Genomic DNA, 15,850 nt, shown 5'->3' with positions numbered 1-15,850 from the left:
TCAGGATGGATATAGATGGTAAAAAGAATCGATTGTAAGAATTTATATTATAGACATTTAAATAAAATCATTCAGGATGAGGCAGAAAGCGGGGAAACTGAATTTATACTTGATAACCTCAACGGTCAACGTTATCTGGGCACAGGTATAAACAAAAATGTAAATATCACGGTAAACGGTACACCAGGAAATGATTGTGCAGTATTTATGAACGGTCCCTCGCTTACAATTAATGGTAATGCACAGGATATGATAGCAAACACCATGAATATGGGTAAAATAACAGTCCATGGAAATGTGGGTGATGTTGTAGGTTATGGAATGCGTGGTGGAAAACTGTTTATAAAAGGTAATGTAGGTTATCGTGCGGGTATTCATATGAAAGAATATAAGTCCCAGATACCTGTAATCATAAGCGGTGGTACTGCCAGAGATTTTCTTGGTGAATATATGGCAGGAGGTATATTTATCCTGCTTGGTATTGATAATGATAGTGAAATAATAACAGGGGATTATCTGGGTACAGGGATGCATGGTGGAGTTATCTATATTCGGGGTGATGTTGAGAATGATACACTCGGTAAGGAAGTAAAAAAACTTGACATTGATGAAGAAGATAGAAAGATACTGAGACAATACCTTACCGAATATTGCCAAGATTTTGGATTTGATGTTGATAAAATCATGAGTAAGCCTTTTATTAAGCTACTTCCATTATCCAGTAGACCATATGAGAATTTATATGTATACTGAAATCTTTGGAAATATTTGATAGTATTGATGAGGCTTACAGTCAACTACCCCTCCTTAACTGAAGCGAATGCTTCAGTTTGAGGAAGGAGCTTGTTTTCATAAAGCAAGTTCCTGGTTGACCAGACCACTGGATATGGGTTATATATGTTAATAATAATAGAAAAAAGTCCAGTAAACGATACCGGAGAATACAACAGTAGTCACCCTGGGATGCCGCCTCAGTCCCTTGCTCTGAGAATGCAGTCTAAACAGTTCTGGCGGAGTAGGAACAGTGGCTGTACTTTTAAACCTCTGGTACTCCGGTCGAGAGGAAGTCGGAAGTCAGGATTGAACCCGACAGTCCTGACCTACGCACAACTCCCATGAGGAGGAATTACAAATGCATGTTTATGTATTAAGCAAAAATAAGAAACCGTTAATGCCCACAAGACCTGCTAAAGCCAGAAGATTGCTGAAATCTGGTAAAGCCAAGGTCGTCAGAAGAACTCCATTCTCTATCAAACTACTCTACGAAACAACTGAGTACACCCAGCCAGTAATTGCCGGAATGGATTCCGGTTCTAAATACATCGGATGTGCAGCTGTTGCTAACGACGAAGTCATGTACCAGTCAGAAATCAAATTGAGAGATGATGTATCCAAAAAGATGAAAGATAGAGCTGATCACAGGATGAACAGAAGATACAGAAAGACAAGATACAGAAAGCCGAGATTCAACAACAGAGGTAACTCCAAGAAAGAAAACAGGATTGCACCATCCATCAAGAGCAAAGTGCAGTCCCACGAAAGAGAAAGAAGATTCGTTGAATCCATCCTACCTGTCAAGAAATGGATAGTAGAAACTACTTCATTTGACATACACAAAATCACGAATCCAAATGTTTCTGGTACAGGTTACCAGAATGGTGACCTGAAAGGATACTACAACATTAGAATCTATGTATTGCACAGAGATGACTATACCTGTCAAAAATGCAAGAACAAATCAAAAGATCCGAAATTAGAATGTCACCACATCATATTCAGAAGTAAAGGTGGTACTGACAGACCTAACAATCTAATCACTCTCTGCGAAACCTGTCACAGCAAACTGCACAAGGGTGAGTTCAGTATAAACAAAAATCCATCTAACACGAAACACCCGACTGAGATGGGTATTGTCAGGTCGCAGATAAGAAAGCTTAATTGGAAGTTTCAGGAAACTTTCGGGTACATAACCAAGTACAAGAGAGAACAGAAACTAAAACTGGAAAAAACCCACTACAACGATGCAGTAGCAATCTGCTGTGATGAGAATAACCCGAATTTACAACTATCTAATGTAGTGTATTATAAAAAACACGTCAATAAAGGTGACTATCAGCAAACTAAAGGTGTTAAATCCGAGAAGAAAATCCCAACAGGAAAACTCCACGGATTGAAGAAATTCGATTTCATCGAAACTCCATATGTTTCCGGATTCGTCAAAGGGAAAAGAACATCAGGTAACTTCAGCATCATGGATATATTCGGAAATACTTCCAAGAAAAACCCAAACGTTAAGAAAAACTGCAGGAGAATCTCAGCAAGATGCACAACACTAACCCAACAAATACAGATTTAAAAAATAGGTCGCATTCCTCTCCCAGCTCGCGCAGGGAGTCTCCTGCGACCAATTGGATGAAAATTGCAATAATCGGAGGAACAGGACATTTAGGTGAAGGGCTTTCAATTCGCTGGGCTCAAAAAAATGAGATAATTATAGGTTCAAGGAAACCTGAAAAAGCAGTTGAAGCGGCTGAAAGATATCTTTCAGAAATGAAAAGCATTGGTTGTGACACTTCAAAAGTAGAAATCAGAGGAATGGGTAATAAAGATGCATCCAATGTTGCAGATTTGATAGTGCTTGCTGTGCCTTATAAGCATGTATTTAAAACACTTGAACCCATATATAGCGAACTTGAGAATAAAATACTGGTAACTCCTATCGTCCCCATGAAAAAAGTAGGTGACCATTTTGAATATACACCTCCAAAGCAGGGTTCAGCAGCACTTGCAATTCAGGAATCGGTTCCCGATTCAACCAAGGTAGTGTCAGTTTATCATAATATACCTTCATGTAAACTGAAAGATACAAGCTGTGACCTTGGATATGATGCTGTAATCTGTGCTGATGATGATGAAGCAAAACAGATGATTATTGACCTTACAAAAGAAATGAATTGTCTTCGCCCGCTTTATGGAGGTCCTCTGGCAGTATCAAATACTGTAGAATCCATAACACCCCTGCTACTCAACCTTGCTATTATGAACAACTTAAAAGATTTGGGTGTTAATTTCTCCTGAATCAGATATTTGGTGACCAAAATGCCTGAATCAGATTTTTCTGAAAAACTCAAAAAAACAGGTGTTGATATACTCAAATGTATGCAGTGTGGTGTGTGTAGTGGTAGCTGTCCTTCTGGACGCCATATGAGTTTAAATATAAGAAAAATCATTAAAAAAGCCTACAGCAACGATAGAAATATACTTACTGATAAAGACCTCTGGATGTGTACTACATGTTATACATGTCAGGAAAGATGTCCCAGAGGTATAAAAATCGTTGATGGCGTTTACAAAATTCGTAATGTAGCAGTTCGTGAAGGTACAATGCTTTCAGAACACAGGAAAGTAAGTCACCTGTTGCTGGAGACTGGTCATGCTGTACCTATTAATGAAGAAACAAAACAAAAACGTGAACAGCTTGGACTGAACCCACTTCCAGAAACAGTGTCTAAACATCCTGAGGCACTGGATGATGTTAAAATAATCTTAAAATCCTGTAAATTCGATGAACTTGTATCATCTAAAAAGGAATAATTTATTATTTCATACATGATATTGTGTAGATATATGAACCCTGATAAACTGTCACTTTTTCTTGGATGTATCATTCCAAACCGATATCCGGGCATAGAAAAAGCCACCAAACTCTGTCTTGACAAGCTGGAAATTGACTGGATAGATCTTCCCAATGCATCGTGTTGTCCAGCACCTGGGGTATTCAGGTCATTTGATATGAATACATGGCTTGCAATCGCGGGCAGAAATATATCTATATCTGAGGAACTGGAAAGAGATATATTAACCATATGCAACGGATGTTATGGGTCGCTTGCTGATGCAAATAATAAACTCATAAACAGTGAAAAATTAAAGGAAGAAACAAACAATCATCTTAAACAAATCAACAAAGAGTTCAGGGGAACTATAAAAATCAGGCATATTATTGAATATCTTTACAGGGAATTTGGACCTGAGGATATCAGTGAAAGGGTAGAATATCCTCTAAATTTTAATGTAGCACTGCATTATGGATGTCATCTTGTTAAACCATCAGGAGAAAGGAATCTGGGGAATGTGGAAAGACCTGAATTTTTCGATGAATTGATTGAATCAACTGGTGCATCGAGTTTGGATTATCCTGATAAAATGGAATGCTGTGGTGCAGGAGGAGGTGTTCGTTCTGCACTCCATGATAAAGCTCTTGAAATAACAAACCACAAGCTTTCACAGATAAAAAACAGGGGTGTGGACTGCATTGTTAACGCATGCCCGTTCTGCCACATGCAACTTGACTCCGGTCAGGCAGAACTGAGGGAGAAATTTGGAGTAGATTATGAAATACCTGTTCTGCACTACACACAGCTACTTGGTCTGGCTTTCGGTTACACTCCTGCAGAACTTGGAATAAACCTAAACTACATAAAAAACCAAACATTTCTTGATAAGCTGGAACAAATTGTAACCAAGCAATAAATATCTTATTATTTATCAGATTGTTTATTTTTTGTATTCCCGTGCACAGGACAATTCTTCTTTGTTGCTGGACTACAATTTATATATTCTCCTGTTTCATAGAAATGTTTGAAATGGTCCATCCATAATGGATATTCATCAGAATGATGGATAAAATCCACAAATTTTGTCAATACATCGATAGTGTCGTCAGTTAACACATGTTCAATTCTGCATGCATCTTCATCAGCCGTATTGCTGTCCACTCCCAGTACTGTAAGGAAGTCTTTCACGACTCCATATTTTGCTTTTGTGTTCTGGGCAATGTTTTTACCTTTAGAGGTAAGTGTAACTCCACCATATTTTTCGTAATTGATATACCCATCATTTTTTAATTTCTGAAACATACCAGTGACACTTGATGGACTGGTACCAAGTGCTGCAGAAACATCTTTAACCTGTGCATACCCCTTTTTGGAGACCACAGCTTCTATAGTTTTTAAATAATCTTCAGTTCTTTCAGTTGTCATATTAACCAACAATTTTTGGATATCCAAATTATATTTGGATAATTGCTGGGATTTTATATAAAAGTATTGTTATTAATCACTGGGTATAACAATATGGTAACCATTTATGTATTCCACATCAACTTTTACTTCATAGACCTGTTCTATGTTTTCAGGTGTTATTATATCACTTCCACCGTGCTTGAATACCCTTCCATTTTTAACAAGAACATATCGGTCTGCAAAACGTAGTGCAAGATTTAGGTCATGCATTGTAAAAACCGCAGATATTTGGTTTTCATCCACTGTTTGTCTTACGGTTTTAAGGATTCCAAGCTGATTTTTAAGGTCAAGACTGCTTGTTGGTTCATCAAGAAGCAATACCTTTGGTTCCTGCACCAGAGCTCTTGCAAACATAACCTTTTGCAGTTCTCCTCCACTTAATTCATTTATATTCCGAAGAGACAGTTCTTCAAGTTCAAGTTTATTAATAACAAAATTAACAATCTTAATATCTTTATCTTTTACATGAAATCCCATATGTGGTTTCCTGCCAAGAAGGATTGCATCAAAAGCAGTAAGTCTTCCAACTTCGGACCGTTGGGGCACATATCCCAAACGTCTTGCTATCTCATCGTTTTTCATCGACAGGATTTCTTCATCTTCAACTTTTATTATTCCTTTTTTTGGAGGGAGAATGTTGTTAATACAACGAAGCAGTGTAGTTTTACCAACTCCATTGGGTCCTAGAATTGCAAGGATTTCTCCATGATACAATTCAAACCCTATATCTTTTAGGACATTTCCTGATTTGTAGTTAAATTCCAGATTATCGACATCCATCATCAATGTCTATACCCCCTTACCAGTAGATAGATAAACAGAGGAGCACCCATAAACGAGGTAAGAATCGCAACAGGCAACACATGAGGCGAGAGCATCAAACGTGCAGCAGTGTCAGATGCCAGCAAAAGCAATCCACCTGTTATGCAGGAAGCAGGTATAAGAAAACGCTGTTCATCTCCGATGAATCGGCGTGCTATATGGGGGCACACTAATCCTATAAACCCGATTACTCCAAGGAATGATATTATAATAGCTGTTACAAAGGATGCCAGAAGCATACCCCAGAGCCTTATCCTTTCTACATTAACACCAAGCCCTCTTGCAGTTTCATCACCGGCATCGATAGCATTGTAATTCCATCTGTTATGAATAAAATAAATCATTGCAGGGACAACTACCGCGGTTATGATACCGAGTTCTCCCCAGTCCGCTCTTCCTACATCCCCAAAAGTCCAGAATACTACTGCTGCAAGCTCTACATCATCGGCAAAGTACTGAAGAAACATTGTCCCTGCTGTAAATAGTGACGACAATGCAACTCCTATAAGAATCATAACCTCGGGTGATGCGCCTTTATATTTTGATATTGCCAGTAACATGAAAGTTGCAACAAGAGACCAGAGGAAAGCCACAATTGTAGTTATATATGGGTTGTTAATAATTACAGCACCTGCTCCGGTACTATGCATGGAACCCGCACCAAGTATTATCACTGAAAAAGCGGCTCCAAAAGCAGCTGCATTGGAAATTCCAAGCGTGTAGGGTGAACCGAGAGGATTTCGTAATATGGACTGTAGGGCTACACCAGATACAGATAGACCCACACCAGCAGAAATTGCAGCAAGTGCCCGTGGGAGACGTATATTCCAAATAATAGTAGAAGAATTCTCTATATTTTGACCAAGTAAAACCCGGAAAACATCATTCAAGGGGACATTGGCGTTACCCACTGATATTGAATAGAAGAATATTGTTATAAGAAACAGAAAAGATATCAGGATAAATGTAATCTTCTTTTTGACGTATTTATTATAATTCAGGGGGATGCTTTCTACATCTTCGTTAATATCCATTTTTTTGTCCATGAAATCCATTCTGACACCCTGCTAAAGTAATATTAAACTAAAATTAGAAAGGAAAAAAGGAAAATGAGCGTTAAAACTTATCAATTAACCGGGATTTTTCCATAACCACGTCCAAATCCTTTTTCCAAATCTTCATATACAGGTTCTGATACCAAGAACTCATAGATTTTGTTGGCTTTTTCTTCAGGATTGATATCACTGAATCTTTCAGGATAAATCACAGTTCCTAGATAGTATGCATTTGCCAGTACAGTACCATAGTTCTTGGTGTACCAGTTGTATGGAAGTACTCCATAGACTTCTCCTTCTTCTACAGCTGTAAGTGAGCGGTAGGATGGGTCGGTTTTAAGTTGTTCTACAGCTGATGGCTGTGCATCATAGGTGGACAAATCTACAAATAGTATATCAGGGTCCCATTCGATAATAGCTTCCTTTGATGCATCAGCATGATCTGTTCCCATATCACTGGCAACATTCTTTGCGTTTATAAAATCAAATGGTGGATACGCTGGTTCTGTTGACTGGTAGCCATGTGAACCTTTATAAGCGATACCACCTATGTATACGCTTCTTTTTTCATCTTCTGGAATATTATTGGTTCGTTTGTTCAAATCCTTAATTGTTTTATTAAAGAACTGGATGACATCTTCACTCCTCTCTTCTTTATTTAACACATCACCCATTATCCTAAGAGACTTGAACATTTCATCACGGTGAACTCCCAGTGTGCCGTAATTGAGGGCAACTACAGGGACGCCAGTTTTTTGTTGCAGTTTATCTGCATCATCGGGTGATGTTACATATGTCCAGAAAATGACTTCAGGATTTACTGAAACAATTTTTTCAGGGTCAGTATTACCTCTGTATTCACCAATCAGGGGTTTATTTTTCAACTGAGGATTTGCTATCCTGTAAGGACGTCTGTTTTCATCTTCTCTTAATTCGATGCTTTCCACACCTACTACTTTATCTTGAGCGTTGAGATAACATTGATATCTAAGAGCTCCCGGTCCCTGAGCTACAACTCGTTCGGGGTTTTTAGGCACATCGACTTCTCTACCAAGGCTGTCTGTAATCGTTACTGTGCTAGAATTTTCTTTTTCACTTCCTGCACTGGTATTATCTATACAACCGGTACCTGTACAGATAATTAATATCATTATTACCATTGTTGCAACTATCCATTTCTTCATCATATATCCTCTACTTTATCTGGTTTATTATGGTTGTTATCTTTATTTTTGGATATGCTTGTTTATTCATATAAATTTATTCATTCGTAACACTAAATGCCATCTATGTTGGACATTGTATGAAAAGCGTTAACAAAACAAAATTATTAAAACAGAATTGTAATGTGGTGATTATATAAATAATTGAAAATGAATAAGATATAGGTGATTTGATGAAGCAGTTGTACAATTATCTCAAAGCAGCAACTGAAGGTGAACAGAAAAAAGAAAAAAAGCATGATATGGAAGTATTCCAGAAAGCTGAAGAGCTGGCAGAGGAATATGATATTAAATATGATAATGAGTCATTTGTGCCGGACGACGATGAACTTGCAGATTCGGTTTTTGAAGCGGGAATAGATCTTTTATCATCTACAGGTGTTTACTGTATAGATACTGAAAGAATTATACCGGTTGATAAAGATGACATTTTAAAATCGATTTATTCACTTAAAGAACTCGAAATCGGAAAATACAGAGAAAAAGTACCTGTTCCTGAAAGATGTCCAGTGGATTCAACACCGCCTGTTATTATAGGAGGACCAATGGGTGGAACAGTTTCTGAAGAAAATTTTCTTAACGTTCATTTAAGTTCTGCAAGAGAGCCACTTGTGCAGGGGATTTATGCTGGTGTGATTGATAAGCTGGAAGGTAAAGGGATAAAACCGAAAAGCCCGTTTGAGATGTATGCGGCATTGAAAGAAGCAAGACTGGAAAAACTGTCAACCAGAATAGCAGGCAGAGAGGGTCTTGCTTTGATGGGTCCCGGAACACCTACAATTTCGCAGGCATATATGCTTGTATCAGCTGATGAATTATATTCAGAATCCGACCCTCAAGAAGTTTCCCAGCTGGATGAATTGAAAACTGATTATGAAACATTTTATAAATCCATATATCATCAGGAACATGGAAACCACTACCTTTCAGGTCAGTGTCCCATTTTCGGAGGGACATCAATTGCATCTGCACCAGGACTTGCGATTGTTGATGTTGCAGAAACCATACAGGCAAAAATTGTTACCGGTGCCAGTTTCCATGTTTCGGGTGCCATACATGTAAATACCAATTCATCATCTACAAAAGAAGTAATTTGGGCATCCAGTCTGTCATCTATAGCACTTTCACGTAATATGAATTACTATAAAGCCAGATATTATTGGAATCAGGCAGGTTGCTGCACAGATATGATGTTTTATGAAACTGCAGCACAGGCAATAGCAGATACTGTTAGTGGTAGAGACATCCTTATAGGTCCTGCCGGTGCACGTGGCGGAACTGCTGACCACTCAACAGGTCTTGAATCCCGATTCATGGCTGAAATAGCCCATATGGCAACAGATCTAAATCTTTCAGAAGCTAATGACATAGTCAGTAAAATTTATTCCAAATATAAAGACAGATTCACTAATCCACCAACAGGAAAACCTTTCGATGAATGCTATGTGGTTAATTCCGAATACGATATGGAACCTACAGATGAATACATAAATCTTTACAAAAGCATATTATCAGAAATTGAAGATTATTGCGGATTATAATCTCCCTTTATTTTTTTGAGGATAACCCGATACAGTTTTTTCGGTAAAATCCCTTCTTCAAATTCATCAATATCTACAATTTCAAAACCTCTGGAGAGATGTTTAATTTTATCTTTATCAAAAAAATGTACAATGAAACCGTCTTTTATCTCATAAAGGTCTTCTCCCCGATTTATACCCGTTCCGTATCTGATGTCATTTTTGTTTCTTACAGTATATATATTAAGACCTCCGGGTTTTAGAACTCTCCAGATTTCATCTGTGATAAATTGAAGTTCTGAGGTGGTTAATGCCATGCAGTACAGCATGTGAGAATAACATCCATCAAAAGTTTCGTCTTCAAAAGGCAGTGGGTTTCTGACATCATGCTGGACAGGATTTATATATTCGGCTAATCCCTGATATCTTGATTTTTCTTTAATTATTTCAATACCTTTTTTTGTATAATCTACCACATCGACTTTAAAACCGTTCTGTGCAAAATTAATGGTATCTCTCCCTTGACCACCACCCAACTCAAGTATTCGGTTTTTATTTTCCTTTTTTAATAACTTGATGGTTTCCATGGCAAAAATACTGGGCATATTACCAAATTTTTCACTGTGTTCTGTGTAGACATTCTCCCATTGTTCATACTGTTTATTCAATAATTCTTTATCAATTGAAATACAAACCATCCCCCTAATATTATTTTTTAGTGATATTGTCGATAGTTAACTCAAAAGTACCGTTTACTCCATTGACACTCACATTATAAACACCTGCTTTTAAACCTTCAACATCAAGAGATATGTTTTCTTTAAATGGTACAATCTGCTGGGTACAGAGTTTGTCTTTTGGACGTTTGGTTGTTATTGTAATATTGAAACTGTTTCCCTGTTTTTCTTTTTCAATTTCATGGATTTGTGTACATCCATCTGGGAAGTATCCTTCTGCCACAACTATTACTTGTACAGGAAATGACTCAAGTATGTTGATTTTGATGTTTTCTATATTGGCTGTTTTGTAGATGTATTCGGTTGTCTCTGAATTGTTGTTTTCTGACCGGTTGTTAGTATTGTTTGTCGTGTCAACACACCCTGAGAAACTTAGAACCAATATAGATAAAGATATTATTATGATTGTTTGAAAAACCCTATTCATTTTACTGCTCCCCTATATAGGATTATCAGTTTTTTTATTTAAATACTCCTGCCATATTAAAACAAACTTTTATATAATTTCTATCCAATTAGATACCTCGCTGGATTGAGAACCAATAGGTTTAAAAATTAGTTTTGTATTCCTTTCAACTGGGCGTGTGGCCTAGTCAGGACATGGCGACAGCCTCCTAAGCTGTAAACCAAGGGTTCAAATCCCTTCACGCCCGTTTTAATTCTTTAATAATCATATCATAAAGGTGGTATTGCAGGATTTGATTCGAAAAGCAAGAGTTAAGGATGTAAAAACGATTAAAGATATGGTTAATGGCTATGCAAAGGAAGGATTAATGCTTGCACGCTCATATAGCGAACTTTATGAATCCATCAGAGATTTTTATGTTTATGAAACTGATGGGGAAGTAATAGGTTGCTGTGCTTTGCATGTTATGTGGGAAGACCTTGCTGAAATACTGTCATTTGCTGTAAAACCTGAATACCAAAATAATGGTATAGGCTCAGAACTGTTAAACACCTGTCTTGAAGATGAGCATGCACTTGATGTGGGAACGGTGTTCACTCTTACCTGTATACCTGAATTTTTTGAAAAAAGAGAATTCAATAGAGTTGAAAAATCATCACTTCCACATAAAATCTGGAACGGATGTATAAAATGTCCCAAGTTCCCAGAATGTGATGAAATACCTCTTGTAAGAAAGTTAAGATAACATTATAAACTATCAGTAACAGTGAGGGAGAAATATCAGACCTCTTGTATTTAGTAACGGGCAGTTCCTTGTATGTGAAGATGAAAAGGGGGTTATTAGAGACCTATATTATCCTTATGTAGGTCTGGAAAACCACGGTAATTCGATGCGTACCGGAGTATGCGATCTTGATAAACAGCTGTGTAGCTGGCTCGAAAACTGGAACCTCGAACAAACATATAAATCAAGTTTTTCCAGGGATTTTATAAAACCTGGTACATCCGGAAAAACAGAAGTAACTGAAAAAAAGAATTTATCAGAAGGTTACGTATCCAATATAGGAGAAACGTATTTTGAAAATCCTGAAATGGGTCTAAGAATCCATATCTATGATTCTATACACCCTTCCCTTAACTATTTTTACCGTATATTTGAAATAGAAAATACATCTAATACATCAAGGAATCTGAGATTTTTTTCCACACACAATTACAGGATACTTGAGGATAAACTTGCAGAAACCGCAGTTGTTGACAGGGATTTCCTGATACATTACAAACGTAACCGGTATTTCCTCCACAGCAGTTCCCCTCAATTCGACCAATGGGCTGTCGGGGATGCTGAATGGAATGGTTTTGAAGGAACATGGAAGGATATGGAAGATGACGGTTTATTGAGTGGTAATGTAGTTGCACACGGGTCGGTGGATTCAACTGTAGGGTGGACTATCTCTAATCTACAGCCCGGCCAATCGAAAGTGATACATTTCTGGATTGTAACCGGAAAGAATTATACCAGTACAGTTAAACTACACAACAGGATAAAAGACCAGGAAGATAATTCTCTATTTCGTAAAGTTTTCAGTTTCTGGAATTCTTTTATTGAACGTTTTACTATATTTCCTGAATACAGAGCAATGGACCAGTTGCCTGATAAAATCAGAAGAATGTTTTATCGCAGTCTTCTTGCGACCATATCCCACATGGATATAAATGGATCTTTAATAGCATCATGTGATACTGACATAAAACAGTTCGGAGCTGATTATTATACATATTGCTGGCCTCGTGATGCCTCATGGGCAGTTGTTGCTCTTGACAGTGCAAAATACCACAATTTGAGTTTGGAAGTTTTTGATTTCTACTCAAAGGTAATATCAGAAAAAGGTTATTTCCTTCACAAATATACACCTGCAGGGGATTTTGGCAGTACATGGCATCCTGTTCCAATGATTCAGATTGATGAGACCGGTTTACCTCTTTATGCTCTTTATAACAACTGGTTGATGTCGCGTAATGTCTGGACTATAGGTAGATATTTCATGTCTATAGTAGTTCCTGCTGCTAATTATCTGGCGAGTTCCATCGACTCTGACGGACTGCCGATTTCAAGTTTTGACCTATGGGAAGAACGCAAAGGTGTGCATACCTATAGTGCATGCACTATATATGCAGGACTTTATGGTGCAGCAGAGATTGCAAAAGCACTCGGACATGATGTAGAGTTTGAATACTGGTTGAAATCGGCAAAAAAGGTCAAAAATGCCATAATAGAATATCTTTATGATGAGCAAAAACAGCGTTTTAAACGCTCACTTCATGATTCAACCATCGATTCATCCCTTTTCGGTGTCTGGTATTTCGGAATCCTCCCATCGGATGATGAAAGAGTGGTAAACACTATGAAAGCGATAGAATATGAATTATCACGTCCTTCCGGTGGAATAGCCAGGTACATGGATGATAATTACATGGGGTATATGAACAGCTGGATTATTTGTACTCTCTGGGTAGCACAATGGCATATAGCAATAGGAGACCTTGACAGGGCACTGGAATTTATAAACTGGTGTGCTGATAACAGTCATCCAACGACAGGGTTAATGGCAGAACAGGTGGCAAATGATGGTTCTCTCAAATCAGTATTGCCACTTATGTGGTCACATAGTGCATTTGTACTTACAATATATGAGTATCTAAATGCGATAAGTGAAAATTACTGCAAGCTTCAATAAAAATGTTTTACCATATGTACTATATTATTTTTTGTATCAAGGGCTGTAATTAAAAAACCATTTTTCAAATATAGATTGATGGCTCTTTTTAATTTAATATTGGTTTTTATTGTAGCAGTTTTATAATGTTTTTGTGCAAATTCAAGAGTTGCGTCAAAAAGTTTTAATCCATATCCTCGGTTTCTAAAACTTTTCTTAACATACATCCGTTTTATTTCACATCTATTATTATCAATCCTTTTTAAAGCACCTGTTCCTACAATTTGACCGTCAGCAATTCCGATATAAAATACAGACCCATCAGTTAGATAATATTTTTCAATATCATCAAGATCATAATCCTTTTCAGGGTCATATTCAAAACCATGCTCATTGAGGATTTCCAGAACCAGATTTTTTACTTGGGTATTTTGATACTTTTTGCATTCCTGGATAATCATTATAAATAGTCCTTAGGATTGTTTAAAAAGTCCATTGTAATAGTTTTAAGAATACGAACTCCAATTATAAGTACTTCTTCATCAATATCGAATTTACTGGAATGGTTGATTTCAACAACATTTTTCTGGATATTCTTTGTTCCAATTGTAAAATAAAATCCTGGAATGTTTTTAACATAAAATGCAAAGTCTTCCGAACCAAATAAGGGCTTGGCATTTTTATCGATTTCAACTTCTGGGTGTTTATCTTTTAGTAGCTTATATACTGCACTGGCAAATTTATCATTATTATTTAATACAGGATAGGCACGAATGATATCAAGGTTATATTTTGGGACATCAGAAATACCTTCTATAGAATAGGCGTACATCAAATTATCAAGTTTTTGTTTTATAACAGATTCAATAATATTGATATCTTCATCATGGAATGTCCGGAAACTCCCGACTATATCCAATCTGTCCATAGACCGGTTGAATTGTTCTCCCCCTTCGGTTTTTCCAATACCCAAAACATATCTTGAAGGACTGATTATTTTTTGAATTTCATCATGTATAGAACTTAAAAAATCAGAAGCTATAAAAACCGGGTCTATGCAATCATGAGGGTTTGAATGGTGTCCTCCCTTTCCAAAAATGCTAAGATTTAATCGGTTTGAACTTGCCATAAAACAGCCGGATTTAAATTTGATTTTACCAAAATCCATGTCTCCGAATATATGAAGCCCAACAATAGCATCCACATCATCAATTCCACCTTCTTTGATAATTTTGGATGCACCTCCAGGAGGCTGTTCTTCTGCAGGCTGAAAAATCAGTTTTATACTTCCGGGAATCTGGTTTCGCATTTCATTCAATAACCGTGCAGCACCCAGTACGATAGCCATATGACCGTCGTGTCCACAGGCGTGCATGATACCTTCATTCTGTGATATATAATCTTTGTTTAGTTCTGTTTGTTCTTCGGCAACTCTAAGAGCATCCATATCAGCTCTCAGGGCTAAACATGAACCCGGTAAATCACCTTTAATGGTAGCTATAACACCTGTATCAGCGATTTTTTCTGATTCAATACCTATATTGTCAAGAAATTCTATTATCTTTTGTTGAGTATTGTACTCCTCAAAACTTGGTTCTGGATAACGGTGTAACTCACGGCGGATGTTGATAATCCAGTTTTCAATCGATGTCAAATAAATATCCTCGGATTGCTTTTTGAAACAAATACGGTTTTACTACATATAGAAGTTACCACAAATTAATGTTCCTTTTGTGTATCTACAAGATTTCCGTTAGAGTTATAGAGGTATACTTTGTCTCCTGTATTGTTCCAGATACATTTATCCAGTCCCAGATATATATCGCTACTGGTGTTAGTACCTTTGCCAGTGTGGACTGTTACCGTTTCGCCAGTACCCAAATTAAAAGAATTGAGTTTATAACTGTAATTATAAATTTGTTCATAATCTTTGATTATCCAGTTTTTAAGGTTTACCGCAGATTTTTTGCTATTCTTAATTGAGACCCACTCCTTATTTGGATTATTATCTGCACCCAGCTTAAACTCATTTATGTATATACCCGGATTCCCGGATTCCCGGATTCCCGGATTCCCGGATTCCCGGATTCCCGGATTCCCGGATTCAAAAAATGGGTTTTTAGGTAGTGGTTCTGCAAACCCAAAAGCAATGGTCACAACTGTTGCAGCCATTGTAACAGTGAGTATAAACATTATTACGATACCCACAACAGGGGATGCGGCAGTTTTATCACCAAGCAATAATTTTACCGCCCAGACCTAAATTTTAGTAAGTAATCTTTAAAA

At 37.2% G+C, this 15,850-nt stretch carries 17 protein-coding genes and 1 tRNA gene; 9 read left to right on the top strand and 9 right to left on the bottom strand.

All coding sequences use genetic code 11. The features are described from left to right. Positions 1–15: 15 nt before the first annotated feature. From METEV_RS07365 to hdrB, 5 genes are all read left to right on the top strand, one after another. Positions 16–753 (top strand): GltB/FmdC/FwdC-like GXGXG domain-containing protein, encoded by a 738-nt coding sequence (locus METEV_RS07365; protein WP_013194894.1) that lies wholly within the window; start codon positions 16–18, stop codon positions 751–753. Positions 754–1,132: 379 nt separating this feature from the next. Then, positions 1,133–2,356 (top strand): RNA-guided endonuclease IscB, encoded by a 1,224-nt coding sequence (iscB, locus tag METEV_RS07360; RefSeq protein WP_013194893.1) that lies wholly within the window; start codon positions 1,133–1,135, stop codon positions 2,354–2,356. Beyond that, positions 2,323–3,078 carry an NADPH-dependent F420 reductase gene (npdG, locus tag METEV_RS07355; RefSeq protein WP_013194892.1) on the top strand — a complete coding sequence of 252 codons (756 nt, stop codon included), beginning with the start codon at positions 2,323–2,325 and terminating at the stop codon, positions 3,076–3,078. Before iscB ends, npdG begins: the two co-directional genes overlap by 34 nt. A gap of 21 nt (positions 3,079–3,099) precedes the next feature. Further along, on the top strand, positions 3,100–3,594 hold the full coding sequence (gene hdrC / locus METEV_RS07350; protein WP_013194891.1) for a CoB--CoM heterodisulfide reductase subunit C: 495 nt from the start codon (positions 3,100–3,102) through the stop codon (positions 3,592–3,594). Between the two features lie 33 nt (positions 3,595–3,627). Then, positions 3,628–4,533 carry a CoB--CoM heterodisulfide reductase subunit B gene (gene hdrB, locus METEV_RS07345; protein WP_013194890.1) on the top strand — a complete coding sequence of 302 codons (906 nt, stop codon included), beginning with the start codon at positions 3,628–3,630 and terminating at the stop codon, positions 4,531–4,533. Between the two features lie 8 nt (positions 4,534–4,541). Here hdrB and METEV_RS07340 read toward each other — a convergent pair whose 3' ends face one another. The 4 genes from METEV_RS07340 to METEV_RS07325 form a co-directional block, all read right to left on the bottom strand. Beyond that, positions 4,542–5,042 (bottom strand): metal-dependent transcriptional regulator, encoded by a 501-nt coding sequence (locus tag METEV_RS07340; RefSeq protein ID WP_013194889.1) that lies wholly within the window; start codon positions 5,040–5,042, stop codon positions 4,542–4,544. A gap of 72 nt (positions 5,043–5,114) precedes the next feature. After that, complete coding sequence (locus METEV_RS07335) at positions 5,115–5,867, bottom strand: ABC transporter ATP-binding protein (RefSeq protein WP_013194888.1); 753 nt, start codon at positions 5,865–5,867, stop codon at positions 5,115–5,117. Then, entirely contained in the window at positions 5,867–6,961 is a 1,095-nt protein-coding gene (locus tag METEV_RS07330) for a FecCD family ABC transporter permease (RefSeq protein WP_013194887.1), read from the bottom strand. The genes METEV_RS07335 and METEV_RS07330 overlap by 1 nt, the downstream gene beginning before the upstream one ends. Before the next feature lie 71 nt (positions 6,962–7,032). Further along, positions 7,033–8,148, bottom strand: a complete 1,116-nt coding sequence (locus tag METEV_RS07325) for an iron ABC transporter substrate-binding protein (protein WP_232216837.1) — start codon at positions 8,146–8,148, stop codon at positions 7,033–7,035. A gap of 209 nt (positions 8,149–8,357) precedes the next feature. Between METEV_RS07325 and METEV_RS07320 the strand changes: the two genes are divergently transcribed. Beyond that, positions 8,358–9,725 carry a monomethylamine:corrinoid methyltransferase gene (locus tag METEV_RS07320; protein WP_013194885.1) on the top strand — a complete coding sequence of 456 codons (1,368 nt, stop codon included), beginning with the start codon at positions 8,358–8,360 and terminating at the stop codon, positions 9,723–9,725. On the opposite strand, the gene METEV_RS07315 is transcribed toward METEV_RS07320, so the two are convergent. After that, positions 9,710–10,402, bottom strand: a complete 693-nt coding sequence (locus tag METEV_RS07315) for a class I SAM-dependent methyltransferase (RefSeq protein ID WP_013194884.1) — start codon at positions 10,400–10,402, stop codon at positions 9,710–9,712. The two genes, METEV_RS07320 and METEV_RS07315, sit on opposite strands and share 16 nt — an antisense overlap. Before the next feature lie 10 nt (positions 10,403–10,412). Further along, positions 10,413–10,868: a hypothetical protein gene (locus METEV_RS07310; RefSeq protein WP_013194883.1), complete on the bottom strand. Its 456-nt coding sequence runs from the start codon at positions 10,866–10,868 to the stop codon at positions 10,413–10,415. A 151-nt stretch (positions 10,869–11,019) separates the two neighbouring features. Here METEV_RS07310 and METEV_RS07305 point away from each other — a divergent pair. The 3 genes from METEV_RS07305 (at position 11,020) to METEV_RS07295 (ending at position 13,585) form a co-directional block, all read left to right on the top strand. After that, positions 11,020–11,094, top strand: a tRNA-Arg gene (locus METEV_RS07305). Positions 11,095–11,139: 45 nt separating this feature from the next. Continuing rightward, positions 11,140–11,592, top strand: coding sequence for an N-acetyltransferase (locus tag METEV_RS07300; protein WP_013194882.1), 453 nt, complete (start codon positions 11,140–11,142; stop codon positions 11,590–11,592). A 145-nt stretch (positions 11,593–11,737) separates the two neighbouring features. Then, positions 11,738–13,585, top strand: coding sequence for a glycoside hydrolase family 15 protein (locus METEV_RS07295; protein WP_232216836.1), 1,848 nt, complete (start codon positions 11,738–11,740; stop codon positions 13,583–13,585). Here METEV_RS07295 and METEV_RS07290 read toward each other — a convergent pair. From METEV_RS07290 to METEV_RS07280, 3 genes are all read right to left on the bottom strand, one after another. Continuing rightward, the gene (locus METEV_RS07290) at positions 13,579–14,025 is read right to left on the bottom strand and encodes a GNAT family N-acetyltransferase (protein ID WP_013194880.1); all 447 of its coding nucleotides are present in this window, start codon (positions 14,023–14,025) and stop codon (positions 13,579–13,581) included. The two genes, METEV_RS07295 and METEV_RS07290, sit on opposite strands and share 7 nt — an antisense overlap. After that, entirely contained in the window at positions 14,025–15,218 is a 1,194-nt protein-coding gene (locus METEV_RS07285; protein ID WP_013194879.1) for a M20 metallopeptidase family protein, read from the bottom strand. Before METEV_RS07285 ends, METEV_RS07290 begins: the two co-directional genes overlap by 1 nt. Before the next feature lie 65 nt (positions 15,219–15,283). Continuing rightward, positions 15,284–15,805 (bottom strand): lamin tail domain-containing protein, encoded by a 522-nt coding sequence (locus METEV_RS07280; RefSeq protein ID WP_013194878.1) that lies wholly within the window; start codon positions 15,803–15,805, stop codon positions 15,284–15,286. Between the last annotated feature and the right edge of the window lie 45 nt (positions 15,806–15,850).

Origin of the sequence: Methanohalobium evestigatum Z-7303 (assembly GCF_000196655.1) — an archaeon.
GTDB classification, from domain to species: domain Archaea; phylum Halobacteriota; class Methanosarcinia; order Methanosarcinales; family Methanosarcinaceae; genus Methanohalobium; species Methanohalobium evestigatum.
The sequence above is the reverse complement of the archived record's forward strand: the minus strand, read 5'-3'. Positions and strand labels throughout refer to the sequence as shown.

Bases quoted from the DNA above. Each gene is read 5' to 3' on its own strand.
- METEV_RS07365 (WP_013194894.1), top strand. From the start codon at position 16: ATGGTAAAAAGAATCGATTGTAAGAATTTATATTATAGACATTTAAAT.
- iscB (WP_013194893.1), top strand. From the start codon at position 1,133: ATGCATGTTTATGTATTAAGCAAAAATAAGAAACCGTTAATGCCCACA.
- npdG (WP_013194892.1), top strand. From the start codon at position 2,323: ATGCACAACACTAACCCAACAAATACAGATTTAAAAAATAGGTCGCAT.
- hdrC (WP_013194891.1), top strand. From the start codon at position 3,100: ATGCCTGAATCAGATTTTTCTGAAAAACTCAAAAAAACAGGTGTTGAT.
- hdrB (WP_013194890.1), top strand. From the start codon at position 3,628: ATGAACCCTGATAAACTGTCACTTTTTCTTGGATGTATCATTCCAAAC.
- METEV_RS07340 (WP_013194889.1), bottom strand. From the start codon at position 5,042: ATGACAACTGAAAGAACTGAAGATTATTTAAAAACTATAGAAGCTGTG.
- METEV_RS07335 (WP_013194888.1), bottom strand. From the start codon at position 5,867: ATGATGGATGTCGATAATCTGGAATTTAACTACAAATCAGGAAATGTC.
- METEV_RS07330 (WP_013194887.1), bottom strand. From the start codon at position 6,961: ATGGATTTCATGGACAAAAAAATGGATATTAACGAAGATGTAGAAAGC.
- METEV_RS07325 (WP_232216837.1), bottom strand. From the start codon at position 8,148: ATGATGAAGAAATGGATAGTTGCAACAATGGTAATAATGATATTAATT.
- METEV_RS07320 (WP_013194885.1), top strand. From the start codon at position 8,358: ATGAAGCAGTTGTACAATTATCTCAAAGCAGCAACTGAAGGTGAACAG.
- METEV_RS07315 (WP_013194884.1), bottom strand. From the start codon at position 10,402: ATGGTTTGTATTTCAATTGATAAAGAATTATTGAATAAACAGTATGAA.
- METEV_RS07310 (WP_013194883.1), bottom strand. From the start codon at position 10,868: ATGAATAGGGTTTTTCAAACAATCATAATAATATCTTTATCTATATTG.
- METEV_RS07295 (WP_232216836.1), top strand. From the start codon at position 11,738: ATGCGTACCGGAGTATGCGATCTTGATAAACAGCTGTGTAGCTGGCTC.
- METEV_RS07290 (WP_013194880.1), bottom strand. From the start codon at position 14,025: ATGATTATCCAGGAATGCAAAAAGTATCAAAATACCCAAGTAAAAAAT.